The organism is Chryseobacterium sp. B21-037, assembly GCF_028570785.1.
Classification (GTDB): Bacteria; Bacteroidota; Bacteroidia; order Flavobacteriales; family Weeksellaceae; genus Chryseobacterium; species Chryseobacterium proteolyticum.
Genome location: NZ_JALGCB010000001.1, coordinates 559,958 through 579,151, shown reverse-complemented (window position 1 = coordinate 579,151; position 19,194 = coordinate 559,958). Strand labels below are relative to the sequence as shown.

Here is a 19,194-nt window from a genome sequence, read left to right as displayed (position 1 = left end):
ATAGTAAAACAGAAATAACCAGGAAATAAGGATTGTTTATTCAACAAAAAAATAAGATTAATCTAGTTACGGTTTCCTGTTTTGGCCTGCCGTACAGCCTGGTTATCTTTTATATTCAATCGGTAGACCAACGTCAGGCGATATCGGGCGGCATTAGGGATATTGGTCTGGTTGATCACATAATCTGCTCCGGTGATTACGCTGCTTAGTTTGCGTAATTCAAAAAGATTATTCACATCAAATGTGACGGTTGCCCTGTCTTTTAAAAAAGTTTTGCTACATCCAAAGTCGATACTGTGTACCGCATTAGTATGGGTTTGGGCTGTTGCATTGGCCCCCCTGAAATTATATATTGTCTGGAAAGAAAGTTTATCCTTCAGTTTAAGCTGAGCACTTAAACGGGCAGTCAGTGTAGTTCCTGAAAAATCAAAAGCCTGTTCCCGATAAGATCCTTCCTTTGCATAATGAAACAGGTTGAGCTCTGTATTCAGCTGAATCCATTTTAAAGGATTGTATAATACGGAAAGCTCTATTCCACTCCGGGTTTCTTTATGAATATTTACAGGCATGGTAATAAAAAGCCCTTCAGCATTCCTGTACGTATAATCCTCAATTATCCCCTTGTTTCTTTGGTAGTAAACCGATGGATTAAAAGTAAGCGTCTTTGTGTTCTTTAGAAAAGAAATTTCCAATACCTGTGCATATGACGGATTAAGATCCGGATTTCCCACATAACGGCTGCTGAGATCTGTCAATTCATTAAAAGGATAAATCATGGTAAGGGACGGCCTGTTGATCCGCTTGCTATAGCTACCCTGCAAAGTCGTGTTTCCGTTAAAACGATAACTTAGATTTAATGTTGGAAACAAACGGGTGTAATTTTTATTGCTTGTGTAGGTTCCCATACGGTCTTCAATTCCTATTTTGGTAAGCTCACCACGTAATCCTCCCTGATAACTAAAGGCTCCTTTCTTACCTGAAAACTGAACATAGCCACTTCCGATCAGCTCTTTATATAAAAGGTGATTATCAATCTGATCAATGATCTCCCAGCCTGAAATATTTTGCTGCTCAGCAATGAAATCACTGTTGACCCTGCGGTCCTCCAATTTCAATCCGTATTCAATGGTAGAAGTACTGTCCAGCGGATGGATCATATCCGTTTTGATCATAAAATCCTTACTGCTTCCTACTGAACCTGTTCTGATCAAAGGCAAGCCAGCTGGCAAAGGGAAAACCCTTCGCGTTTCAAGATTCCATTCTTTATCACTGTCCCAGAAATCATACTGCATATCGACAGTAAATTTCTTTCCGGGCTTATCAAAGCTTTTGGTATAATTAAACTCCAGCTGATTGTAGCTCCTCTTTTCCCAGGATTCTCCATTGCGTGTGACACTGCTGTCTGCCAAACTATTTCTCCCAGAGTACAGATAATTCATACGGGTTTTATCATGATCACGTGTTGAGTTCCGGAGAAAAGCAGCAGTAAGGCTGTTCTGATCATTAATTTGAAAATCTGCTCCAAAATATAACAGCTTGGCATCGTCATGCCTGTTTTCATCCTGTCTCTGATCGAGGAAATAAGAGGTATCGGAAAGTCCTGAAGACTGCTGCATGGTGTATACCCCCACATAATCAGACAACCTGAGTCCGTACGTAGCAAATAAATTGAGTTTATTGGATTTAAAATTCAGACTGGGACTTATTCTGGTTTCATTGGGAATACCTCCAACCACACGCAACTGGCCACTAAAACCTGCTTTTTTATTCTTTTTAAGGATTATATTGATAATGCCGGCTGATCCGGCTGCGTCAAACCTTGAAGAAGGGTTGGTTATCACTTCTACCCGTTCTATCTGATCCGCTGGCAATTGCTCCAATGCATTGCTTTGCGTTAACCCTGTTCTCCGTCCATTAATCAGTATGAGGACATTGTTGTTCCCTCGTAAACTGATCCCGCCACCCGGATTTACACTTACGGAAGGGACCCTGTTTAACAAATCGGTAACTGCTCCCGATTGTGACAGAACATCCTTACCTACTTCAAAAATTTTTTTATCAAGCTTCAAACTGACTGGGCCTCGTTTCCCTGTTAAAGAAACCTCTTCTAAAAGCTTTGCATCAGGTTCCAGGAGAACAGTTCCGACATGTATTGTCTCCGAGTTTACCTGTATCTGTTTATGGCTTTCCCGATAACCAATCAGGTGATAAACAATGCTATAATTTCCCATGGGAATTTGGTCCAGCCGGAATGCTCCTTTGCTATCTGAGATAGCCACTGCAATGGATTTATCGTTACTGTCCTTTAATGTAACGGTCACATCGGATAATGGCTGTCCGGAATTTTCGCTGATGACGCCTTTTATCATGGCTTGCTGGGCAAAATAAAGCGGAGCTGCCAACATGATCAGAAAGATGATTATTAATTGTTTCATGAAGTAAAATTAGAACGTGCTCATGTCTGTTTAAAGTAAAAACATGTGAACCGCTCCAGAGGCTTTCGAACAGCAATCCGGAAGATTAGACTCAACTATTACTTCTGTAAACTTCTCTCTTTTACCACTTAATCTTATAGCTGAAAAGCCAGTCGTTTCCTTTTGATCCAAAAAGATTGATGAAAATTCTAATCATAGTTTCCCTGATGAATTGCTTAAAACCGTTTACCACTACTTTATCCTCTCCCCTTTTTCTTCCTTCAAGTACAATTTTTTCTACCCGAGGTCTGCGCTCTTGTTCAAATAGTGAAAATGCGGACAGACATTCTTTTTGATCTCTGAGCAATTTAGCCAGCAACATTGCGTCTTCCAGGGCCATAGACGCTCCCTGTCCGGAGTTTGGACTTACCGCATGGGCTGCATCTCCTATCAGTATTATTTTTCGATGAGACCAAACAGGAAGAAAACGTACATCAAAAACATTGACGCGTATGTAAGAATCTGCATTATTAATGATATCCGATACCGGAAAACTATAGCTTCCATATTGTTTATTCAAAACTTCCTTTTCCTCATCCACATGAATGTTTTTCAATTGATCTTTAGACCAGGGCATTTGGGAAATGACGTTGGTCCACCACATTAATTCTTTATCGTTTGCTCCGCTAAAGCCAAAGAAACCGTTTTTGCCATAAATAAAATTAATGTTCCTGAACTCCCTGTCTGTTAAATCTGCCAGCTTATCTCTTGAAATAAAACCGGCATGCGAAACAATCCCGGTAAATTCCGGTTGAATTTCAGGGGCAACGGACTTTCTTACCTCACTATTGATCCCATCTGCTCCAATCAACAGGTCCCCGATTGAAACAGTATCATCATCAAAGTAAACGATCACTTTCCCATCGTCAGTCTGGACAATATCTTTTAATTTCTTTTCAAAATAAAGCGGGATATTCTTAGTTCGGACAGCTTTCCTTAAGATATCTACCAATGTCTGCCTCTTCATACTGACTGCAGGTTGCGGAAACTTCTGCAGATCTGTAAACAGCATTTTTGCCAGCCTTTTTCCTTTGGCATTTCTAAAAACTCCTTCATGAACGGGACATCCGCTTTGAATAATTTCCTCTGCCAGGCCAAGCTCTGCCAGTACATTCATTCCGTTTGGTGCTATATTCAGGCCACCACCCGCAGTTTCCTTTCGTGATCTTAGCTCAAAGATTTCGGAGGAAATACCAATTTTTTCAAGGAATAATGCCATGGCTGTACCAGCAATTCCGGCACCTAAAATAATGGCTTTTCGATTCTCTTCCATAACTGATCGGTTTTTGTTTACTTTGTATATAATTAAGTTTGATTTTATTTTACTTATGAAATATTTCACAAAGTAAAATAAATTATTTTACACCAACAACAATGAGCAGAAATAAAATAGAACAAATCGGTGAAAGACTCAAAGAACAAAGTACCCATGCTGTTAGAAGGAGCAATCTTATCGCCGCTCAATTGAAAATCAATCCTACCGATCTTGAAGCTTTGGAAGTCCTGTTACGAAACGGAAAAGCGACTGCTGGAACACTTTCCAGCGAAACAGGAATATCAGGAGGAGCCGTTACCAAAATGATCGATCGCCTTGAAAAAGCAGATTTTGTAAAAAGGGTCCTGGATAAATCTGACCGAAGAAAAGTAATTATTGAACCCAACTTAAATACCATACAACAAAGGGTATTCCCGTTATACGCTCCTTTAATAGCTGCTACAACAGAATTATTCAAAACATATTCTGACCAGGAACTCGATATTATCAACGGTTTTATGGAAAAAATACTTCAGATAAGCAGTGATGATCTGAACCAGATGACATCGGATCTGTAATATGATGTGATAAATAAGTCTATGTATCTGCAACCTAATTAAAAACATGCAAACAGCTCTACAGACTTTCAAACGACAACCAGGATTTATCCATTACCTTGTATATTTACATTATGCATAAGGTCCTGCTTTTATTGGTATTCCTGAACCTGGTGAATATCCCGGTTATTCAGAATGATGAACCTGTATCGCTGTATAAAACAGGAGATGATCCGGCCTGGGCAGCTAAGAACTACAATGACAAAAACTGGTCACGGGTAAGAGGAGATACTTCTGATAAGATATTCTGGTCACGGACCCGTCTTGATCTCCGGCAAGTAGAACCTGAACTTACGCCTTTAGGACTTCAGATTGAATCTTTTGGCGCATTTGAAGTATATTGGGATGGTGTTTTTATCGGAAACAACGGACAATTACCTCAAAATGGAAAACCTGAAACCCCAGGTTCCGAAAGCAGTTATTACAGAGTTCCGGACAGCCTGATTTCACCGGGTTCCCATATTGTTGCATTGCGAACTTCTCAATCATTACTTCCTCATGTACATCGTGACATTGGATTTAAGATGAATAAATACACGACCTTATTAACCAAGCCCCTGGTTACCATGTCGTACATGAATCTCATGGCAGGAGCTTTTCTTATTGCAGCAGTCTATTATTTTTTCCTGTACCTGAACAGCAGGCGAAGACCTCTTGATATCCTTATTTTTGCAACCACCTGCCTTTTATTTTTTGTTTTACTGATCATGGAATACCTTAAATTTCATGTGGTTATTCCCTACTCTCAGTTTTTTATCCGCCTGGAAATTATTGGATGGCTCACCTTTGCCAATGCGCTTTTGGTTCCCTGGTATTTTATTATTCAGTTTAATTTTAAAAGAGGAAAGTGGCTCATGGCAGCCCTTCTGGTAACACTCTTATTATTATATGGATTTAATTACGGACACTACGACCTTACCGCAAGACTATACAGTCTGGCAATGCTGATAGCAGCTATCATTGTCGTTCTGAACGGCATTATCCAAAAAGAAAAAGGAGGTTTTATCGTACTGGCAGGACTCTTGATCAGCGGCTTGATGCATAAATTTATTTTTTACGACTATGGACTCTTTATCAGCTTCACTATCATTGTTTTAAGCATGCTTTACCTGCACTCGATCCGGACCAGTGTTATTGAAGCCGAACACCAGCAGGCTGTATTGCTTTCTTCAAGGCTGCAACTGGAATTGCTGAAAAAAAATATTCAGCCTCATTTCCTGAGAAATACCCTGACCTCTATGATGGACTGGGTCGAAGAATCACCCAGGGAAGGATCGCGCTTCATCCAGGCATTGGCCGCAGAGTTTGACATTATGAACGAGATTTCCGAACAGACCCTGATTCCCATAACAAAAGAGCTCGAACTTTGCCGGCAGCATCTTTCAGTTATGGGTTTCCGGAAAGAGATAAACTATAAATGGGAGCAAAACGGAATAGATGAAACGCAATTCATTCCACCCGCCATTATTCATACTTTACTGGAAAATGGCATTACCCACAGTGAACCATTGCCCGGAAATATCATTACATTTAAACTGAGCTATTCCTTATCGGGAAATCATCACAAATATGTATTCGAAACCATTGCAAAAAACCGTGAGGTATTCACAAGCCGGAGTGGCGGCAACGGACTTAAATATATTCGTGCCCGTCTGACAGAAAGTTACGGACAAAACTGGGTATTCAAATCCGTTCAAACAGAAAACGGTTGGCTATCGACCATTCAAATTACAAGATCATGAATATACTGATTATAGAGGACGAATCAAGGATCGCACATCGCCTGCAGCGTATGACAGCAAAATTCTTCGAAAACAGACCTGTTCGGATTACAGTTTGCGATTCTCTGCAAAAAGGACTTTCCCAAATAGAACACGATCTTCCTGATCTGCTGCTTCTCGATCTGAACCTCAATGGTGATAATGGTTTTGAAGTATTGGAACATATGGTAGCCTCTTCTTTTCACACCATCATTGTTTCAGCCAATACCGATAAAGCAATCACTGCCTTTGCATATGGAGTACTGGACTTTGTTCCCAAGCCTTTTGATGAGGACAGGCTTTTTCAGGCTCTTAACCGTTTTAGCAGCCCTTCCATCAAATCCGGTGACGATATCCAATACCTGGCTGTGAAGAGATCCGGACAAATACGGTTGGTGAATATTTCGGATTTGATTTATATAAAAGGAGCCGGAATTTATACCGAACTTCACTTAAAAGATGGCCGGCAGGAGCTGCACGATAAATCTTTAGAGCTTTTACAACAGCTTCTTCCGGGAGAATTTGAGCGGATTCACAAATCCTATCTTGTCAATCTGTCTCAAGCTGAAAAGATCACCATCAGCTCCGGCTCCCGTTACGGCTTATTGCTTAAAAACGGGGAAATCCTTCCGATTGGACGTTCAAAATACAAAGAGCTCAGAAATAAGACCATTTGATTGTTACCGTTTTATTTTATCCATCCTACTTTCTTCTTCCAGATTTCCAGCTCATTTTTTCTTTTGCTAAAATCTTCAGGTGGCGATTGATTTTCTCTTTTTACCTGCTCACGGATTATGGCCGTTTGCTCTTCGAGTGTATTCAGCCCAACAGATTTTCTTCGTTCATTAACTTTTGTGATATTGTCAATAAAATTCGGGACCATTTCTCCGTTCTCATTCCAGTCAAATTGGGTTCCGTATAGCTGCGGCTTTCCTTCAAACACGGCAATCCGGTCACTAAGATAGGCGAGATTTTTAGGATCGGCCTTTTGTTCGTCTACTGCATCTTTTAATAACCGGACGCATTTTCTCATCAATTCAGGCTGGCCGATAGCATGCTGTATAATCAGCCAGGCAGCTTCACTGGCTTCTTTACCCACTTTGTCAATACCGGGGTAACCAATAATATCCATGATATCATTCAGTTTTTTCGCATTCCTGTTATGCAATTGTTCCATTTCTTTATGATATCCTTCCCCGAGTTCCCCTCTTTTGATAAGCTGATCACGCAATTCGAGATCTTCATTTTTTAGTTCAATAATTCTTTCTGCAAAATGGTTATGGCTCATAATAAGTTTTTAATAATATTTACTACAGGTATTTTTGATCGCTTAATACCTATCTTGATCTGCCTTTATAAATATACTCTATATTTTAAACTAATCAATTGAACTCTGACACTCCCGGGAAACTTTCTAAAACTCTGGAATGCAGATTAGGGAGAAAGATAATTAACACAACTTTAACGCCTTTACTTAAATTCGGAGGCTGTGATTTTAATACATAAAGCCGTACTTTGCAGCCTAAAAAACAACGAAAAAGATGGGGCTATTTGATATGTTTACACAAGAGATCGCAATGGATCTTGGAACCGCTAACACACTAATTATACATAATAACAAAATCATCATTGATCAGCCCTCGATCGTCTCTATTGACCGTACAACGGGAAAACCAATAGCAGTCGGAGAACAGGCGAAGCTTATGCAGGGGAAGACCCATGAAAATATTAAAGCAGTACGTCCGCTGAAAGACGGTGTGATTGCTGATTTTCATGCTTCCGAACACATGATCAAAGAATTCATTAAACAGATACCGGGAATTAAGGGAAGATTTATACAGCCAGCACTTAGAATTGTCATTTGCATTCCTTCAGGGATTACGGAAGTGGAAAAAAGGGCTGTAAAAGATTCTGCATTGAAAGTGAATGCAAAGGAAGTTAAGCTGATCTATGAGCCAATGGCCGCTGCAATTGGTGCGGGTATTGACGTTCAGAATCCGGAAGGAAATATGATCGTAGATATAGGCGGCGGAACGACTGAAATTGCAGTCATTGCACTGGGTGGAATCGTTTGCGACAGATCGCTTAAAATAGCCGGAGATGTCTTTACCAATGATATTGCTTACTTCCTGAGATCCTATTACAATCTGTATGTTGGAGAGAGAACAGCTGAAAGAATAAAAATCGAAATCGGATCTGCACTGGAAGAGCTGGACTATCCTTTGGAAGACATTCCGGTACAGGGAAGAGACATGATCACCGGGAAACCTAAAGAGATCATGGTGAATTACAAAGAGATTTTTAAAGCCCTGGATAAATCCCTGATGAGAATTGAAGATGCGGTGATGGAAACGCTTTCCCTCACTCCGCCTGAACTGGCAGCAGACATCTATAAAACGGGAATCTATCTCGCCGGAGGTGGCGCCCTTCTTCATGGACTTGCAGACAGAATACACAAAAAAACAGGATTACCTGTATGTGTGGCGGAAGATCCTTTGAGAGCCGTTGTAAGAGGTACAGGTATCGCGCTTAAAAACATCAATAAGTTTAGTTTCCTGATGAGTAACTAATATTGACCGGAATAAATAGCAAAAGGCTTTGAATACATATTTAAGGCCTTTTTGTGTTGGGTAAAAAACAACAATATTACAAATGGTTAAAATATATTTATCACCTGAAATTGAATTGTTTTAATTAAAATTTTATATTTGCTGAGTACATAATTTGCATCCGGATTATAAGAAAAGCAATACTAAAAAGGAAAAAGTGTTCCAACATATCATCACCCAAAAAGCCATGAAAACTTTAAAAACAGCCTTATCTGTATCTATTTTCAGTCTTGTTCTTACTTCCTGCGCTACCATGCAGCGAACCGATCTGTATTTTGGAACCAATATCCCGACCGGAGGCAATGTAACCCAGCGGCAGTGGAAGGAATTTTGTGACGGGGTTATTACCCACTACTTCCCTGAGGGATATACAGAAGTAGATGCTGTCGGGAAATGGATGGACACCCAGACCAAACAAACCATTTCCGAAAATACCAAGGTGGTGACCTTTCTCGGTAAACCCACCAAAGAAAGAAATGCTTCCCTCGACAGTATTACACAAAAGTATATTCGTCAATTTCACCAGCAAAGTGTACTGAGAATAGATAGCAAGCCCAAAGTAAAATTCATCAGTAAGACATAATCTGTTTGTAAATTACTCTTTTCCTACATTTCATCCTTCAGGAAACTCCGTGTATACCCTTTCCATTAGAAAAATCATTAGTAACTGATTTTACTTATATTTTTTACAAGTAAGCTCAAAGTGAAATTCTTTTGTTCAAAACCCTCATCATCATTCATATAAAGAACAACCAAAAAAGTGAAATGAGTTTTAATATGTAATTCCGGATCAATAGCCTTAACTTGGCAGGAAACTTGGTAAGTAAAACAATAAAGCCGATCAGGTTAAAAAATAAACGGAAATACAATGGTAACGATCAACAATTTTGAAGAATATAAGTCCTATGAAGGAAAAACCATAGGTGTTTCCAACTGGCATCAGATAGATCAGGAACAGATCGATAAATTTGCTGATGCAACTTTAGACCGGCAATGGATACATGTCGATCCGGAAAGGGCAAAAAAAGAAGGACCTTTTGGATCAACCATAGCCCACGGGTATCTCACTCTTTCTCTTATCCCCTATTTATGGAAGCAGATAGCGGATGTCCGTAATGTAAAAATGGAAATCAATTACGAAATAGAAAGCTTCAAATTTGGGCAGGCTGTACGTGTTAACAGCGAAGTACAGCTACAAGCCACCGCAAAAATGATATCCAACCTCAGAGGAACTGTTAAAGCGGTGATCCAGGCTAAGCTGATCATTAAAGGTGAAGAGAAACCCGCATACACCGGTGATGTTATTTTTCTTTACCACTTCGCTTAAAAACAGGAAGAATTCATTATTTTCATCCCGTAAACATGAATAATGTTTAGTTGCATTCTATGAAAGACCACGAATTACATCAGCTTACTGATCTTCTTTTCAAATCCGGGAAAGAAGAAAAATACGGGCCTAAAAGCGTAATAATCGAAGAAGGAACAGTTTCGCGAAAGTTCTATTATTTAAAAAAAGGAATTCTGAGAGGCTGGACAAATTATGACGGTAAAGAAGTCACATTTCAATTCCTGTTTGAAAATCATATTTTTTGCTGTTCCGAGAGCTTCTTTTATCATCAGCCAAGCTCTTATACAGTGGAAACGATCGAAGCATGCAGCCTTTTATCAGTAGAAAAAACGGATATCGATACATTATCCGAAGACATTACCTTCGTGAATCTCTTTAATAAATATCTCATAAGCCGGGTAAATGATTACCAGCAGTTATTGATCTCTCAGATCCGGGAAAAGCCGGAGATGCGCTACAAAAAGCTTCTTGAAGAAAATCCGGAAATCATCCTCCGTATTCCTCAGCATTTGATCGCGTCTTACCTCGGTATGACGCCGGTCAGCTTAAGCAGGATCAGAAATCGATGAACGCTTCATTTCTTTACAATTGTTAACGACGGATCACTTACTTCCAGGCTACATTTGTTGAAAATTATATCAACAATGGAAAAATTAATACAAGCCGTATTCAAAGAAGTCATAGAAAACAAAAATTATGACGAATCCCTGATCAACAAATACTTCAGTGAAGATTATATTCAGGAGGTAGATGGGGTAATGCTGGATTTTAATTCTTTTAAAAATCATATCCGGAAATTAAAGGAAAAAGTAGTTGAGCAAAAGGTAGTGTTTGACAATATAATGAGTGATGAAAATTGCGTGATTACAAAGCATTATGTGACCAGTATTCTTCAGAATGAAGAGGTAGTAAAACACAAAGTCTTTGCAGAATTCAAATTCAAAAATGACAAAGTAGTCCATTGTGACGAACTAACTTTCCTTTTAGAAGGTGATTCATCTGAAAAAAAATTAGGTTCTGAAGTTTGATCTATTTCGGGCTATAATCTAAAACAAAAAGAGCCTTCTCAGGAAGGCTCTTTAAACGAAAGTATAAAAAACTGTTCTTTAATTTCCAAAATTCACAAAATGCGGAATATCGGTCGAAAAGTTATTGATTGGTAAAAGATTATTTCGGTTGCTGTTAAAATCAAAAACCGAATTATTATCAAACGGAACACGCGGATAATAAGTAAAAGAGATCTGGATCCTGTTGAATACCAGAAAAGGATTATTGATCAGAACACCAATTCCTATTTTTGTGTTGGCTGTTGTTTTCAGTAATTTGTCATCAGGCATACCCAGCCAGCCCACTGCGGCGGTTAAATACGGGCTGAAGTGAAAATTCTTCCATGTTTTATTAACGAACAACTGAAGCTGATATCTCAGAACCAGTTTCTTAGTCCCGATATAATCCGAGTTATAAACCGGAAATTCATCTGAAGCCGAAAGATTAATTCTGTCTTTGTACGAATAGTTATGCTGTGGATTTCCCAAAGCCAGGGTCGGAGAGAAAAAATGTCTCACCTTGGCAAATTTCCAATCCATCAGATGGGTAAAATAAGTTCCATCCAACCGGAAGGACTCGCGATTTTGATTGTCTTCATTAAAAAACCTTCCGAACTCAGCTTTTAAATTAAAATATCCCAGCCTGGTAAAATTACCATAAGATGCCGCAACTCCCACATATGGTTTTACGTCGTTATTCCTTGACAATCCCCCGGCAGTCAAATTCAACGATTTACCATAAGCAATATCTTCCGGCAAATCATATTGAAAAATATTTTTCTGAACCGAGAAATTTCTTTGGATAAACCCGATAGACATCAGGAAACTGCTGTAAGAATTAAAATACTGATACCGGTCGATTCCCGGGCTGTCTTTATATTGATAGTTTTGAAACCTCCCGATTATGGCAATATTACTGGAGACTTTTTCATTCGGATCGGATGAAACAGGAATCTGATATCCACCCCATACATCCTGGCTATATACCTTGATCTGGACTTCCGGATATGTTGTATCATTCTCTACAGGAAGTAAAACATGCCTCATGAAATATTCCAGACTAACACCACCGGCCCATTTGGTGAGCGGTGAGAAAAAGTCTCTCCTGACATTGAAGTTGATTCTTTCATTTTTAAAAAAATCCCTCTCCCCCAGAATCTGTGCATCAACATAGGACCCGAAAAGGTTATAGGCCGTGTAACTTCCCAAAAGGTAGTTTTGCTTTTCTTTAGAATCGTTTCGGTAAAGGAAATCGAAGGTATGGCCTAATCCCAGAACATTTTCTTCCGTAACTCCAAGGCCGATTTTACTTCCCGAGTAGCTTAGCCTGGGTTTTAAACTCCATGAGTCGAGAACCCTTACCACCACATCAATAGAATCATTGTTGGAATTACTTTCCTCAACACCGATATGAACCCTGTTGACAAAAGCCATCTTTCTCAACAAACGTTCGGATTCATAGAGTTTCTGCGCATTATACTCTTCCCCCTCGTGAAAAAGCAGGTAATTATTAACCGTAGAAGTCTTGGTATTAGGATGAAGGTGATTGGTGATCCAGTCGTACCATTTAGATTGCTCTTTGGTATCCTTGGAACCATATCCAAAGGGGTCTATCGTTTCTATACGGATATTTCTGATGTATTTCCTGTTATATTTCTCCTGCGATAGCTTTTCAGTTCTGGACTTAACAGAAGTAGAATCCGCTTCTCTACGGAATATGAGACGGTGAAAGAATTTGGTCACTTTATGATGATCCGAAAATTCTTCTATTTTGTAATAAAGAGAATCTTTTTTTTCCTGTGCATTTAAAAAGAAAAAACCACTGAACAGCAAAATTAAAAATATAGTAGATCTAGTCATTAGTCATCAAAAATTCAATAAGCTTGATAATATCAATTTACAAGCCAATAAGAATTAAAAACGTACTAAATTCTATTGAAATCACATCATCTTTCACTCCAGGAAAGATGAATGCATCTGCAGATAGCAAATGAAAAGTTATCTTTTGGTATAAGTTGAACTGAAACAAATTCAAAATCAATCAATTACTTTGTTATAGATCAACTGGCAATTTATTGCGCTTTGAACCAAAATAAACAGCAAGCGAAATACTGGGGTGTTCAACCGTAATAGCGCAAAAAACTTTTGTAGAAAACTATTTCAAAAGCGACCAGATAAGAACCCCCGCACCGGCATAGGCCGCTACCGTAATGATATCAGCTATGGGTTGCGAAAATCTTTTTTCAGCAATTCTTTCGGCATTAATCTGATTCTTATGAAATTTTAGAATTTTCTTGGGATTATGGACCGGATGCGCAACCAGACTATCACTCTCCCATCTGTCCACTATTACTTTGTAGGTTTTGCCGTCTGCTTCAATCCTCACATTTTTATTAGGTGAGAGCTTCTCCTGAACATTCACAGGAGCGGATACTTGTTGCAGATTCAGATTTTGGGAATCAGCGTTTGGATTTTTCGTTTGCGCAGGTGCATTATTACCAGAGCTCATTTTGGATGCCTGCTTATTGTCGGCTGTGGGATCGGCCTGTTTTTTTACCTGATAAGTATAGCAACTCACAAGAGAAAATGATATAAGGATACAATAAAGATTCTTTCGCATGAGTCAAATTTAAGAAATAAACGCAAAAATCAGTATTTTCTTTTGAAAGATCCTGTGATATTATTACCAAAACAAAAAACACTGTCAACAATAATATTTCCCTGTTTTTAAATGTATTGATTTCGGCCTTTAGGAGAAAGGGTTCAGGTCATTTGTTACTCCTGATTATCGGTTCTGATCAAGAACAAATTTTAAGTTCGCAAAATCCGTATCGGCTTCCACCAAAGTACAAATTCCATTGCTGTAGGTATAAGTAGTGGAGTTTCCGTTGGGCAGATCGATTCTGTACTTTCCCGAAGTAATCTTCCGGACAGGAATCATTTTTTGGAATTTCTCCGAAAAAACGGATTTTATATTTCCCGGTTCATTAAAATACAAACTTGCCGTCGAACTGAAAATTGACTGTTTCAGCGAGCCACTAGCTCCATCTTTATCCGAAAGATGATAAAAACTTCCGTTCCAGGTAGCGGTATTGTTCACCTTTAGTTTCCCGTTCATTGTCCGGTAAAGTCTGGCCTGCTGAAGGATATTCTGTTTAAAGGTAACCCCCATTTTGTCATAAATTTCAATACTGTAAAGAAGTTTTACTTTGGCCCTGGATTCAAAAAGATATTCAGTGACATCATCTTTTAGAGAACGTTCCACATGGATCTTGCCAATCATTTTATTGTCCTTGATAATGGAATAGTTCAATTCTTTGTTAATGGGTGGTGCCATGAAAGGTTGAAAATAATTGTACACCATCACCGTAAAAATCAGGAGTGCTTTCATAATAAAAATATTTATGAAGCAAAATTAGTCCGGGAAAAAGCTTAAAATGTTCCGGAGGATAAATGTGAACTTATTATTTTAAATAATTTAAATGATTAAAAATGAGATATTTGAATACGGATCTTCGTTCTTGTTTATAAAATTGAACTTTTTTAAAATAATTGTACTAAGCTTAGCCACCGATTCGTATTGCTGCAACCCAATTGACATGGGATACATTTTTCTTCACACTCTTTCCAATTTAAATTGTTCTGTTGTTACCAATATTTACAGGATAATTTTCATCAAAAAACTCAAAAAAAGAAATGATAATTTTTAATACGACGAGTTCTGTCGCTGTGCAAAAGTACCTTTGTATTAGAGATAAGATAAAGAATCCCGGGAAATTAATTGTCTTACTAAGCCAAATTTTAACCTAAAAACAACTTTTTTACATGATGTTTAAAAAACAACTGATAATCATTTTTCTTCTTTCTTTTTTCATTTCCTACGCGCAGAATGAATTTACTACGCTCTGGAAACCAAATGCAAATGGCATTATTGATCATTCAATAAAGTTCGGCGGCACAGGAACCGATTACACCATTTATTGGGAAGAAGTAGGATATCCTCAGCATAATGGAATCATGAATTCTGTCACTTCAAACAGTAACAATCCTATAACCATAAATTTCGGACCTTCATTACATGCGGATCCTCTGCAAGCCACCTACGAAGTGAAAGTATCCGGCGGTAACGGATTATTTTATGGGTTCAGGGCCAATACCGGTATTATGCCTCCTGAGGGAAATCAGGAGCTCATAGAAGTAAGTCAGTGGGGAAATACTACATGGCTCCAGCAATTCGAAAGTGCATTCGCGAACTGTCCCAGTCTTAATGTAACGGCTGCAGATACTCCTGACCTTACACATATAAACAATTTGTCACAAATGTTCCTAAACTGTTCATCTTTGACAGGGCACACTTCATTTTCTTACTGGAATCCGTACAATATTACGGATATGAGCGGTATGTTCAGCGGAGCTACTCTGTTTAATCAGAATATTGGAAACTGGGATACAGCAAAAGTAACCAATTTTAGCGGCATGTTTTCTTCTGCTTCTTCTTTCAATCAAGATATTTCTTCCTGGAATACAATGTCCGGAACTGACTTCTCTTCTATGTTTTCGGATGCTACTTCTTTTAATCAGCCATTAAATTCATGGAATACGGAAAATGCTACTAATTTCCGTTATACATTCTATAATGCAAAAGCATTTAATCAGCCTCTTAATAACTGGAATACAGGTAAAGTAAAAGATTTTGAGCATATGTTTGAAAATGCAGTATCATTCAATCAGCCCATTGGAAATTGGGACGTAAGCAAGGTTGATTATATTGCCGGATTTAATATGTTTTCGGGTGCTTCCCATTTTGACCAGGATATTTCTTCGTGGAACATCAAGCTTCAAAATTTCAGCTGGAATGCAATCTATTTTGGATTTAAAAATGCGGGCTTATCATGTACGAATTACAGTAAGTTTCTTATTGCTCTGAATAATAATCCTACATGGGGGAACTCAACAATAACATCCGGAACTATAGATGCAACAGGACTTGTTTATTCTACACCGCAGGCTATGCTGGCCAGAGCTCAGCTGATCAATAAAGGGTTTAATATTATTGGAGATTCCTATATTGCCGGTTGTTTTCTGTCAACAACAGAAGTTTCACCAAAAACAAAAACCTCTGCTTATCCTAATCCAACGACAGGAGTGATTAATGTGGAATCCGCTTCGGACGAAAATGTTCATTTATATAATATCAATGGTAACCTCATTAAAAATATGATGTTTAGAAAAGGGAAAAACACGATCGATCTTACTGAATATCCATCGGGAGATTATTTCTTAAAAGGTGATACGACTCTAACTAAAATAATCAAGCAATAACAGGTTAATTTACAATTAAATCAGCTCCAAAGTCATTGTACTTTGGAGCTTTTTAAGTATTATATTTATGTAGGTGAAGAAAATTTAAAAGGCAATATAAAATGACAAAAATTTGATAATTACTATATTATCCTTACCGCTTTAGCAGCTTGTGGATGCACAAAAATGCATTTTTAAGCAACTGTGAACCATGACGACTTATCAATTTCTTTCATCTGTTGTGTATTTCCTGTTAAAATCCTCTCAATAAATTTGAATGCGAAGATTTATTGATAAAAATCAAATAGTCAAAAGAATCTGCAATATTTGTTTTTCTAAACTCATTACTTTCAGTTCCGGAACCGGTTTTTCGAAACAGAATCTTTTTCAATATCCATTCTCCCAATTCATTTTTATCAGTCTTTATAGATTTTAAATCTAACACAAAATAAGGTATGTTTAATGAATTTAAATTATATTCTAAACTACCTTGTGGTGATGTTTGTGATGTGAATGTTCCTATCTTTTTATTTACGCTCGCCGTGTAATTCCCTTCAAAAAATGCAAATCCAAAGTTCACATAATCACTTTGATATTTTTTGTTTATATGAAACCCCATTGACGAGGAATCTTCTTTAGAAACATGGAAGTTATGGGCAGATACGATTACCCTGCTTGGGTTATAATTTTGTTTGATCCAATCTATATTTTCAGCCATAAATTTATCCCTGGTAACTGAACTTCCAACCTGTATATTTTGTCTTATTACTGTAATATTCTGTAAATATCTTTTCTTTGTCTCTGCATCATCAATTTTCACAGCATTTTGGGAGATTTTATCCAATAAGTTATTTATAGCATCCTGAATTTTATCTGTATATTTTCTTTGACCTCGATTGTTTTCTTTTAAAATTTTAGTCAGATTATTAATATCATCTAGCTCATAATTATTTGCTTTATAAATGTCTGTAATCTGCTGTAAAGCTCCAAAATAACATTGCATGTCAAAGCCGTCAAACAGTATTTTGTTATTCATATTTTCGTTATGAAGCTTTAACCATTCAACAAAATCCAAGGTCTCTTGTGTTTGCCAAAGCCAAAAATACATTCCGTGCAACAGCATTTAGAAATCCCGATGGTTCAAAGGTTCTTATCGCATACAATAATAGCAGCTCAGCAACTTCATGCAAAGTCAAATGGGGGGCACAATCCTTCACCTATAGCATACCTGCCAATTCGGCGGCCACATTCAAATGGATTGGCAGTGTCTCATAGTCATCCACTGCACCAGGTAGTTAACAATTCCTGTCTAATTTGGCTAGGCGAATTAGATCATCAATAAAAATGTTTGAAGATACGCTTGTTTTGGTCACATGACAAGATTATTCAATTCTGCAATTCTTTCTAAATCTTCCACTAAATGTTTCGATATTTCTTCTGTTACTGGTACCAGAAATTCAGTATTATATAAACAGTTAATGACAGGCTTTCCTAATCAGAGAAGCATGAGATCGGGTTGTCTAAAAAAAGCAATAGAATCCAATTAAAAGAAAGTTAATAAAATTGTAGATACAAAACTAAAATTTAATGCGAGGTTACTTAACTACAAAAATTGCGTTACTAATCTTAAAAATTGCATTTACATTAAAAATATATTTTGGTACACTTATGTATATTATTACCGAAGTTTTTTCTCTTATAATCTTTAAGCTTCAACTTTTTAAAAAGAAAATGAATTGGTACACTAAAGTGTATCATTGCCTATTTTAATTTTCGTCATTTAAAATCCGTACAAGTACTTTCCCTTTAACCTTATGAAACTCCAACGCTTCATGCGCTTCCCAAATCTTGTCAAGAGGAACAGTGAGTCCAATAGTAGGAGTATATTTTCCTTCACTAATACAATTACTAATATCTTCAATCGCTTTCTTTTTAAATTCTTCTGGCATTGTATAGACATATACAAATCGGAAGGCAATATTATTTATCATGGAATTTAATATCGAAAGAGCGAAATTTTCGTCCATTTTTTTTGCAGAGTATGTACTTATAACTCCGCCTTTTGCAATGCTTGCAAGATCAATATTTAAATTGGAACTCAGGTCAACTTCAATAATCCGGTCCACTCCCCGACCGTCTGTTGCTTTTTTTATTTCCTCAGCTACATCTTGGTTACTCATGTTGATAACAACATCTGATCCTTTTGAACGGACACGCATTTCGTCATCCGGGTTCCTTATGGTAGCTGCAACCCATGCTCCTGACCATTTAGCAAGCTGTATTGCCGCTTCACCGACTGCTCCTGCTCCCCCTTGAATTAATACCCTTCGACCTGCGATATTCCCGTCTGCAAATAAACAATAATGCGCGGTCATTGCTGCTATTCCTAAACTTGCACCAGTCTCAAAAGAAACATTTTCAGGTAGTTGTACAGCCTGATTGGCAGGAATAACAATGTACTCGGATGCTGTTCCATTTGCTCTGCCATATTGTGCTTCATATATCCAAACTCTTTCGCCAATCCTTATAGCATCTATTCCTTCTCCCACAGCATCTATAATACCTGCACCGTCCTGATGTGGTATAATTCTGTTAAAAAGCATAGGCCCCAAAAAACCTGTCCTCGATTTTATATCAGAAGGGTTGACGCCTGATAAAATAACACGGATACGAACTTCTCCTCGTCCGGGAACAGGAATCGGCAATTGATTTACCTGCAAAACGTCGGATGCTGATCCCTGTTGTTCAAAATAAGCAGCATGCATCGTAATTTTATCTGTCATA

18 protein-coding genes are annotated in these 19,194 nt (G+C 37.9%); 10 read left to right on the top strand and 8 right to left on the bottom strand.

The annotated features are described in order from the left end of the window. Positions 1-62 precede the first annotated feature (62 nt). Both MTQ00_RS02615 and MTQ00_RS02610 read right to left on the bottom strand, forming a co-directional pair. Entirely contained in the window at positions 63-2,435 is a 2,373-nt protein-coding gene (locus MTQ00_RS02615) for a TonB-dependent receptor domain-containing protein (protein ID WP_273647617.1), read from the bottom strand. A 121-nt stretch (positions 2,436-2,556) separates the two neighbouring features. Then, positions 2,557-3,747: an FAD-dependent oxidoreductase gene (locus tag MTQ00_RS02610; RefSeq protein ID WP_273647616.1), complete on the bottom strand. Its 1,191-nt coding sequence runs from the start codon at positions 3,745-3,747 to the stop codon at positions 2,557-2,559. A 101-nt stretch (positions 3,748-3,848) separates the two neighbouring features. On the opposite strand from MTQ00_RS02610, the gene MTQ00_RS02605 reads away from it, so the two are divergent. The 3 genes from MTQ00_RS02605 (at position 3,849) to MTQ00_RS02595 (ending at position 6,783) form a co-directional block, all read left to right on the top strand. After that, positions 3,849-4,307, top strand: coding sequence for a MarR family winged helix-turn-helix transcriptional regulator (locus MTQ00_RS02605; protein ID WP_172277968.1), 459 nt, complete (start codon positions 3,849-3,851; stop codon positions 4,305-4,307). Positions 4,308-4,420: 113 nt separating this feature from the next. After that, on the top strand, positions 4,421-6,088 hold the full coding sequence (locus MTQ00_RS02600) for a histidine kinase (protein ID WP_273647615.1): 1,668 nt from the start codon (positions 4,421-4,423) through the stop codon (positions 6,086-6,088). Next, entirely contained in the window at positions 6,085-6,783 is a 699-nt protein-coding gene (locus MTQ00_RS02595; RefSeq protein ID WP_273647614.1) for a LytR/AlgR family response regulator transcription factor, read from the top strand. The genes MTQ00_RS02600 and MTQ00_RS02595 overlap by 4 nt, the downstream gene beginning before the upstream one ends. A gap of 11 nt (positions 6,784-6,794) precedes the next feature. Here the strand turns inward: MTQ00_RS02595 and MTQ00_RS02590 are convergent, their stop codons facing one another. After that, positions 6,795-7,394, bottom strand: coding sequence for a DUF6624 domain-containing protein (locus MTQ00_RS02590; RefSeq protein ID WP_273647613.1), 600 nt, complete (start codon positions 7,392-7,394; stop codon positions 6,795-6,797). A 253-nt stretch (positions 7,395-7,647) separates the two neighbouring features. Between MTQ00_RS02590 and MTQ00_RS02585 the strand changes: the two genes are divergently transcribed. The 5 genes from MTQ00_RS02585 (at position 7,648) to MTQ00_RS02565 (ending at position 11,091) form a co-directional block, all read left to right on the top strand. Then, the gene (locus tag MTQ00_RS02585) at positions 7,648-8,676 is read left to right on the top strand and encodes a rod shape-determining protein (RefSeq protein WP_172277960.1); all 1,029 of its coding nucleotides are present in this window, start codon (positions 7,648-7,650) and stop codon (positions 8,674-8,676) included. 226 nt (positions 8,677-8,902) lie between these two features. After that, entirely contained in the window at positions 8,903-9,298 is a 396-nt protein-coding gene (locus MTQ00_RS02580; protein ID WP_273647612.1) for a DUF3574 domain-containing protein, read from the top strand. Between the two features lie 285 nt (positions 9,299-9,583). Continuing rightward, positions 9,584-10,042: a MaoC family dehydratase gene (locus MTQ00_RS02575; protein WP_273647611.1), complete on the top strand. Its 459-nt coding sequence runs from the start codon at positions 9,584-9,586 to the stop codon at positions 10,040-10,042. Positions 10,043-10,101: 59 nt separating this feature from the next. Beyond that, positions 10,102-10,632, top strand: a complete 531-nt coding sequence (locus MTQ00_RS02570) for a Crp/Fnr family transcriptional regulator (protein ID WP_273647610.1) — start codon at positions 10,102-10,104, stop codon at positions 10,630-10,632. 75 nt (positions 10,633-10,707) lie between these two features. Then, on the top strand, positions 10,708-11,091 hold the full coding sequence (locus MTQ00_RS02565; RefSeq protein ID WP_273647609.1) for a hypothetical protein: 384 nt from the start codon (positions 10,708-10,710) through the stop codon (positions 11,089-11,091). 78 nt (positions 11,092-11,169) lie between these two features. Here the strand turns inward: MTQ00_RS02565 and MTQ00_RS02560 are convergent, their stop codons facing one another. The 3 genes from MTQ00_RS02560 to MTQ00_RS02550 form a co-directional block, all read right to left on the bottom strand. After that, positions 11,170-12,969 (bottom strand): hypothetical protein, encoded by a 1,800-nt coding sequence (locus tag MTQ00_RS02560; RefSeq protein WP_273647608.1) that lies wholly within the window; start codon positions 12,967-12,969, stop codon positions 11,170-11,172. Between the two features lie 295 nt (positions 12,970-13,264). Then, entirely contained in the window at positions 13,265-13,729 is a 465-nt protein-coding gene (locus tag MTQ00_RS02555) for a hypothetical protein (RefSeq protein ID WP_273647607.1), read from the bottom strand. Between the two features lie 165 nt (positions 13,730-13,894). Next, positions 13,895-14,500 carry a DUF6134 family protein gene (locus MTQ00_RS02550; protein ID WP_273647606.1) on the bottom strand — a complete coding sequence of 202 codons (606 nt, stop codon included), beginning with the start codon at positions 14,498-14,500 and terminating at the stop codon, positions 13,895-13,897. A gap of 434 nt (positions 14,501-14,934) precedes the next feature. On the opposite strand from MTQ00_RS02550, the gene MTQ00_RS02545 reads away from it, so the two are divergent. Beyond that, on the top strand, positions 14,935-16,431 hold the full coding sequence (locus tag MTQ00_RS02545; protein WP_273647605.1) for a BspA family leucine-rich repeat surface protein: 1,497 nt from the start codon (positions 14,935-14,937) through the stop codon (positions 16,429-16,431). 232 nt (positions 16,432-16,663) lie between these two features. Here MTQ00_RS02545 and MTQ00_RS02540 read toward each other — a convergent pair whose 3' ends face one another. Further along, a complete protein-coding gene (locus MTQ00_RS02540; protein ID WP_273647604.1) occupies positions 16,664-17,518 on the bottom strand; it encodes an erythromycin esterase family protein in 855 nt (284 codons plus the stop codon). Here MTQ00_RS02540 and MTQ00_RS22350 point away from each other — a divergent pair. Then, positions 17,494-17,685 carry a glycoside hydrolase family 30 beta sandwich domain-containing protein gene (locus tag MTQ00_RS22350; protein ID WP_373428006.1) on the top strand — a complete coding sequence of 64 codons (192 nt, stop codon included), beginning with the start codon at positions 17,494-17,496 and terminating at the stop codon, positions 17,683-17,685. The two genes, MTQ00_RS02540 and MTQ00_RS22350, sit on opposite strands and share 25 nt — an antisense overlap. A 491-nt stretch (positions 17,686-18,176) precedes the next feature. Here the strand turns inward: MTQ00_RS22350 and MTQ00_RS02535 are convergent, their stop codons facing one another. Next, the gene (locus MTQ00_RS02535; RefSeq protein WP_273647603.1) at positions 18,177-19,193 is read right to left on the bottom strand and encodes an NADPH:quinone reductase; all 1,017 of its coding nucleotides are present in this window, start codon (positions 19,191-19,193) and stop codon (positions 18,177-18,179) included. Position 19,194 lies beyond the last annotated feature (1 nt).

Coding starts and splice junctions, on each gene's coding strand:
- MTQ00_RS02615 (WP_273647617.1), bottom strand. CDS start 2,435: ATGAAACAATTAATAATCATCTTTCTGATCATGTTGGCAGCTCCGCTT.
- MTQ00_RS02610 (WP_273647616.1), bottom strand. CDS start 3,747: ATGGAAGAGAATCGAAAAGCCATTATTTTAGGTGCCGGAATTGCTGGT.
- MTQ00_RS02605 (WP_172277968.1), top strand. CDS start 3,849: ATGAGCAGAAATAAAATAGAACAAATCGGTGAAAGACTCAAAGAACAA.
- MTQ00_RS02600 (WP_273647615.1), top strand. CDS start 4,421: ATGCATAAGGTCCTGCTTTTATTGGTATTCCTGAACCTGGTGAATATC.
- MTQ00_RS02595 (WP_273647614.1), top strand. CDS start 6,085: ATGAATATACTGATTATAGAGGACGAATCAAGGATCGCACATCGCCTG.
- MTQ00_RS02590 (WP_273647613.1), bottom strand. CDS start 7,394: ATGAGCCATAACCATTTTGCAGAAAGAATTATTGAACTAAAAAATGAA.
- MTQ00_RS02585 (WP_172277960.1), top strand. CDS start 7,648: ATGGGGCTATTTGATATGTTTACACAAGAGATCGCAATGGATCTTGGA.
- MTQ00_RS02580 (WP_273647612.1), top strand. CDS start 8,903: ATGAAAACTTTAAAAACAGCCTTATCTGTATCTATTTTCAGTCTTGTT.
- MTQ00_RS02575 (WP_273647611.1), top strand. CDS start 9,584: ATGGTAACGATCAACAATTTTGAAGAATATAAGTCCTATGAAGGAAAA.
- MTQ00_RS02570 (WP_273647610.1), top strand. CDS start 10,102: ATGAAAGACCACGAATTACATCAGCTTACTGATCTTCTTTTCAAATCC.
- MTQ00_RS02565 (WP_273647609.1), top strand. CDS start 10,708: ATGGAAAAATTAATACAAGCCGTATTCAAAGAAGTCATAGAAAACAAA.
- MTQ00_RS02560 (WP_273647608.1), bottom strand. CDS start 12,969: ATGACTAGATCTACTATATTTTTAATTTTGCTGTTCAGTGGTTTTTTC.
- MTQ00_RS02555 (WP_273647607.1), bottom strand. CDS start 13,729: ATGCGAAAGAATCTTTATTGTATCCTTATATCATTTTCTCTTGTGAGT.
- MTQ00_RS02550 (WP_273647606.1), bottom strand. CDS start 14,500: ATGAAAGCACTCCTGATTTTTACGGTGATGGTGTACAATTATTTTCAA.
- MTQ00_RS02545 (WP_273647605.1), top strand. CDS start 14,935: ATGATGTTTAAAAAACAACTGATAATCATTTTTCTTCTTTCTTTTTTC.
- MTQ00_RS02540 (WP_273647604.1), bottom strand. CDS start 17,518: ATGTATTTTTGGCTTTGGCAAACACAAGAGACCTTGGATTTTGTTGAA.
- MTQ00_RS02535 (WP_273647603.1), bottom strand. CDS start 19,193: ATGACAGATAAAATTACGATGCATGCTGCTTATTTTGAACAACAGGGA.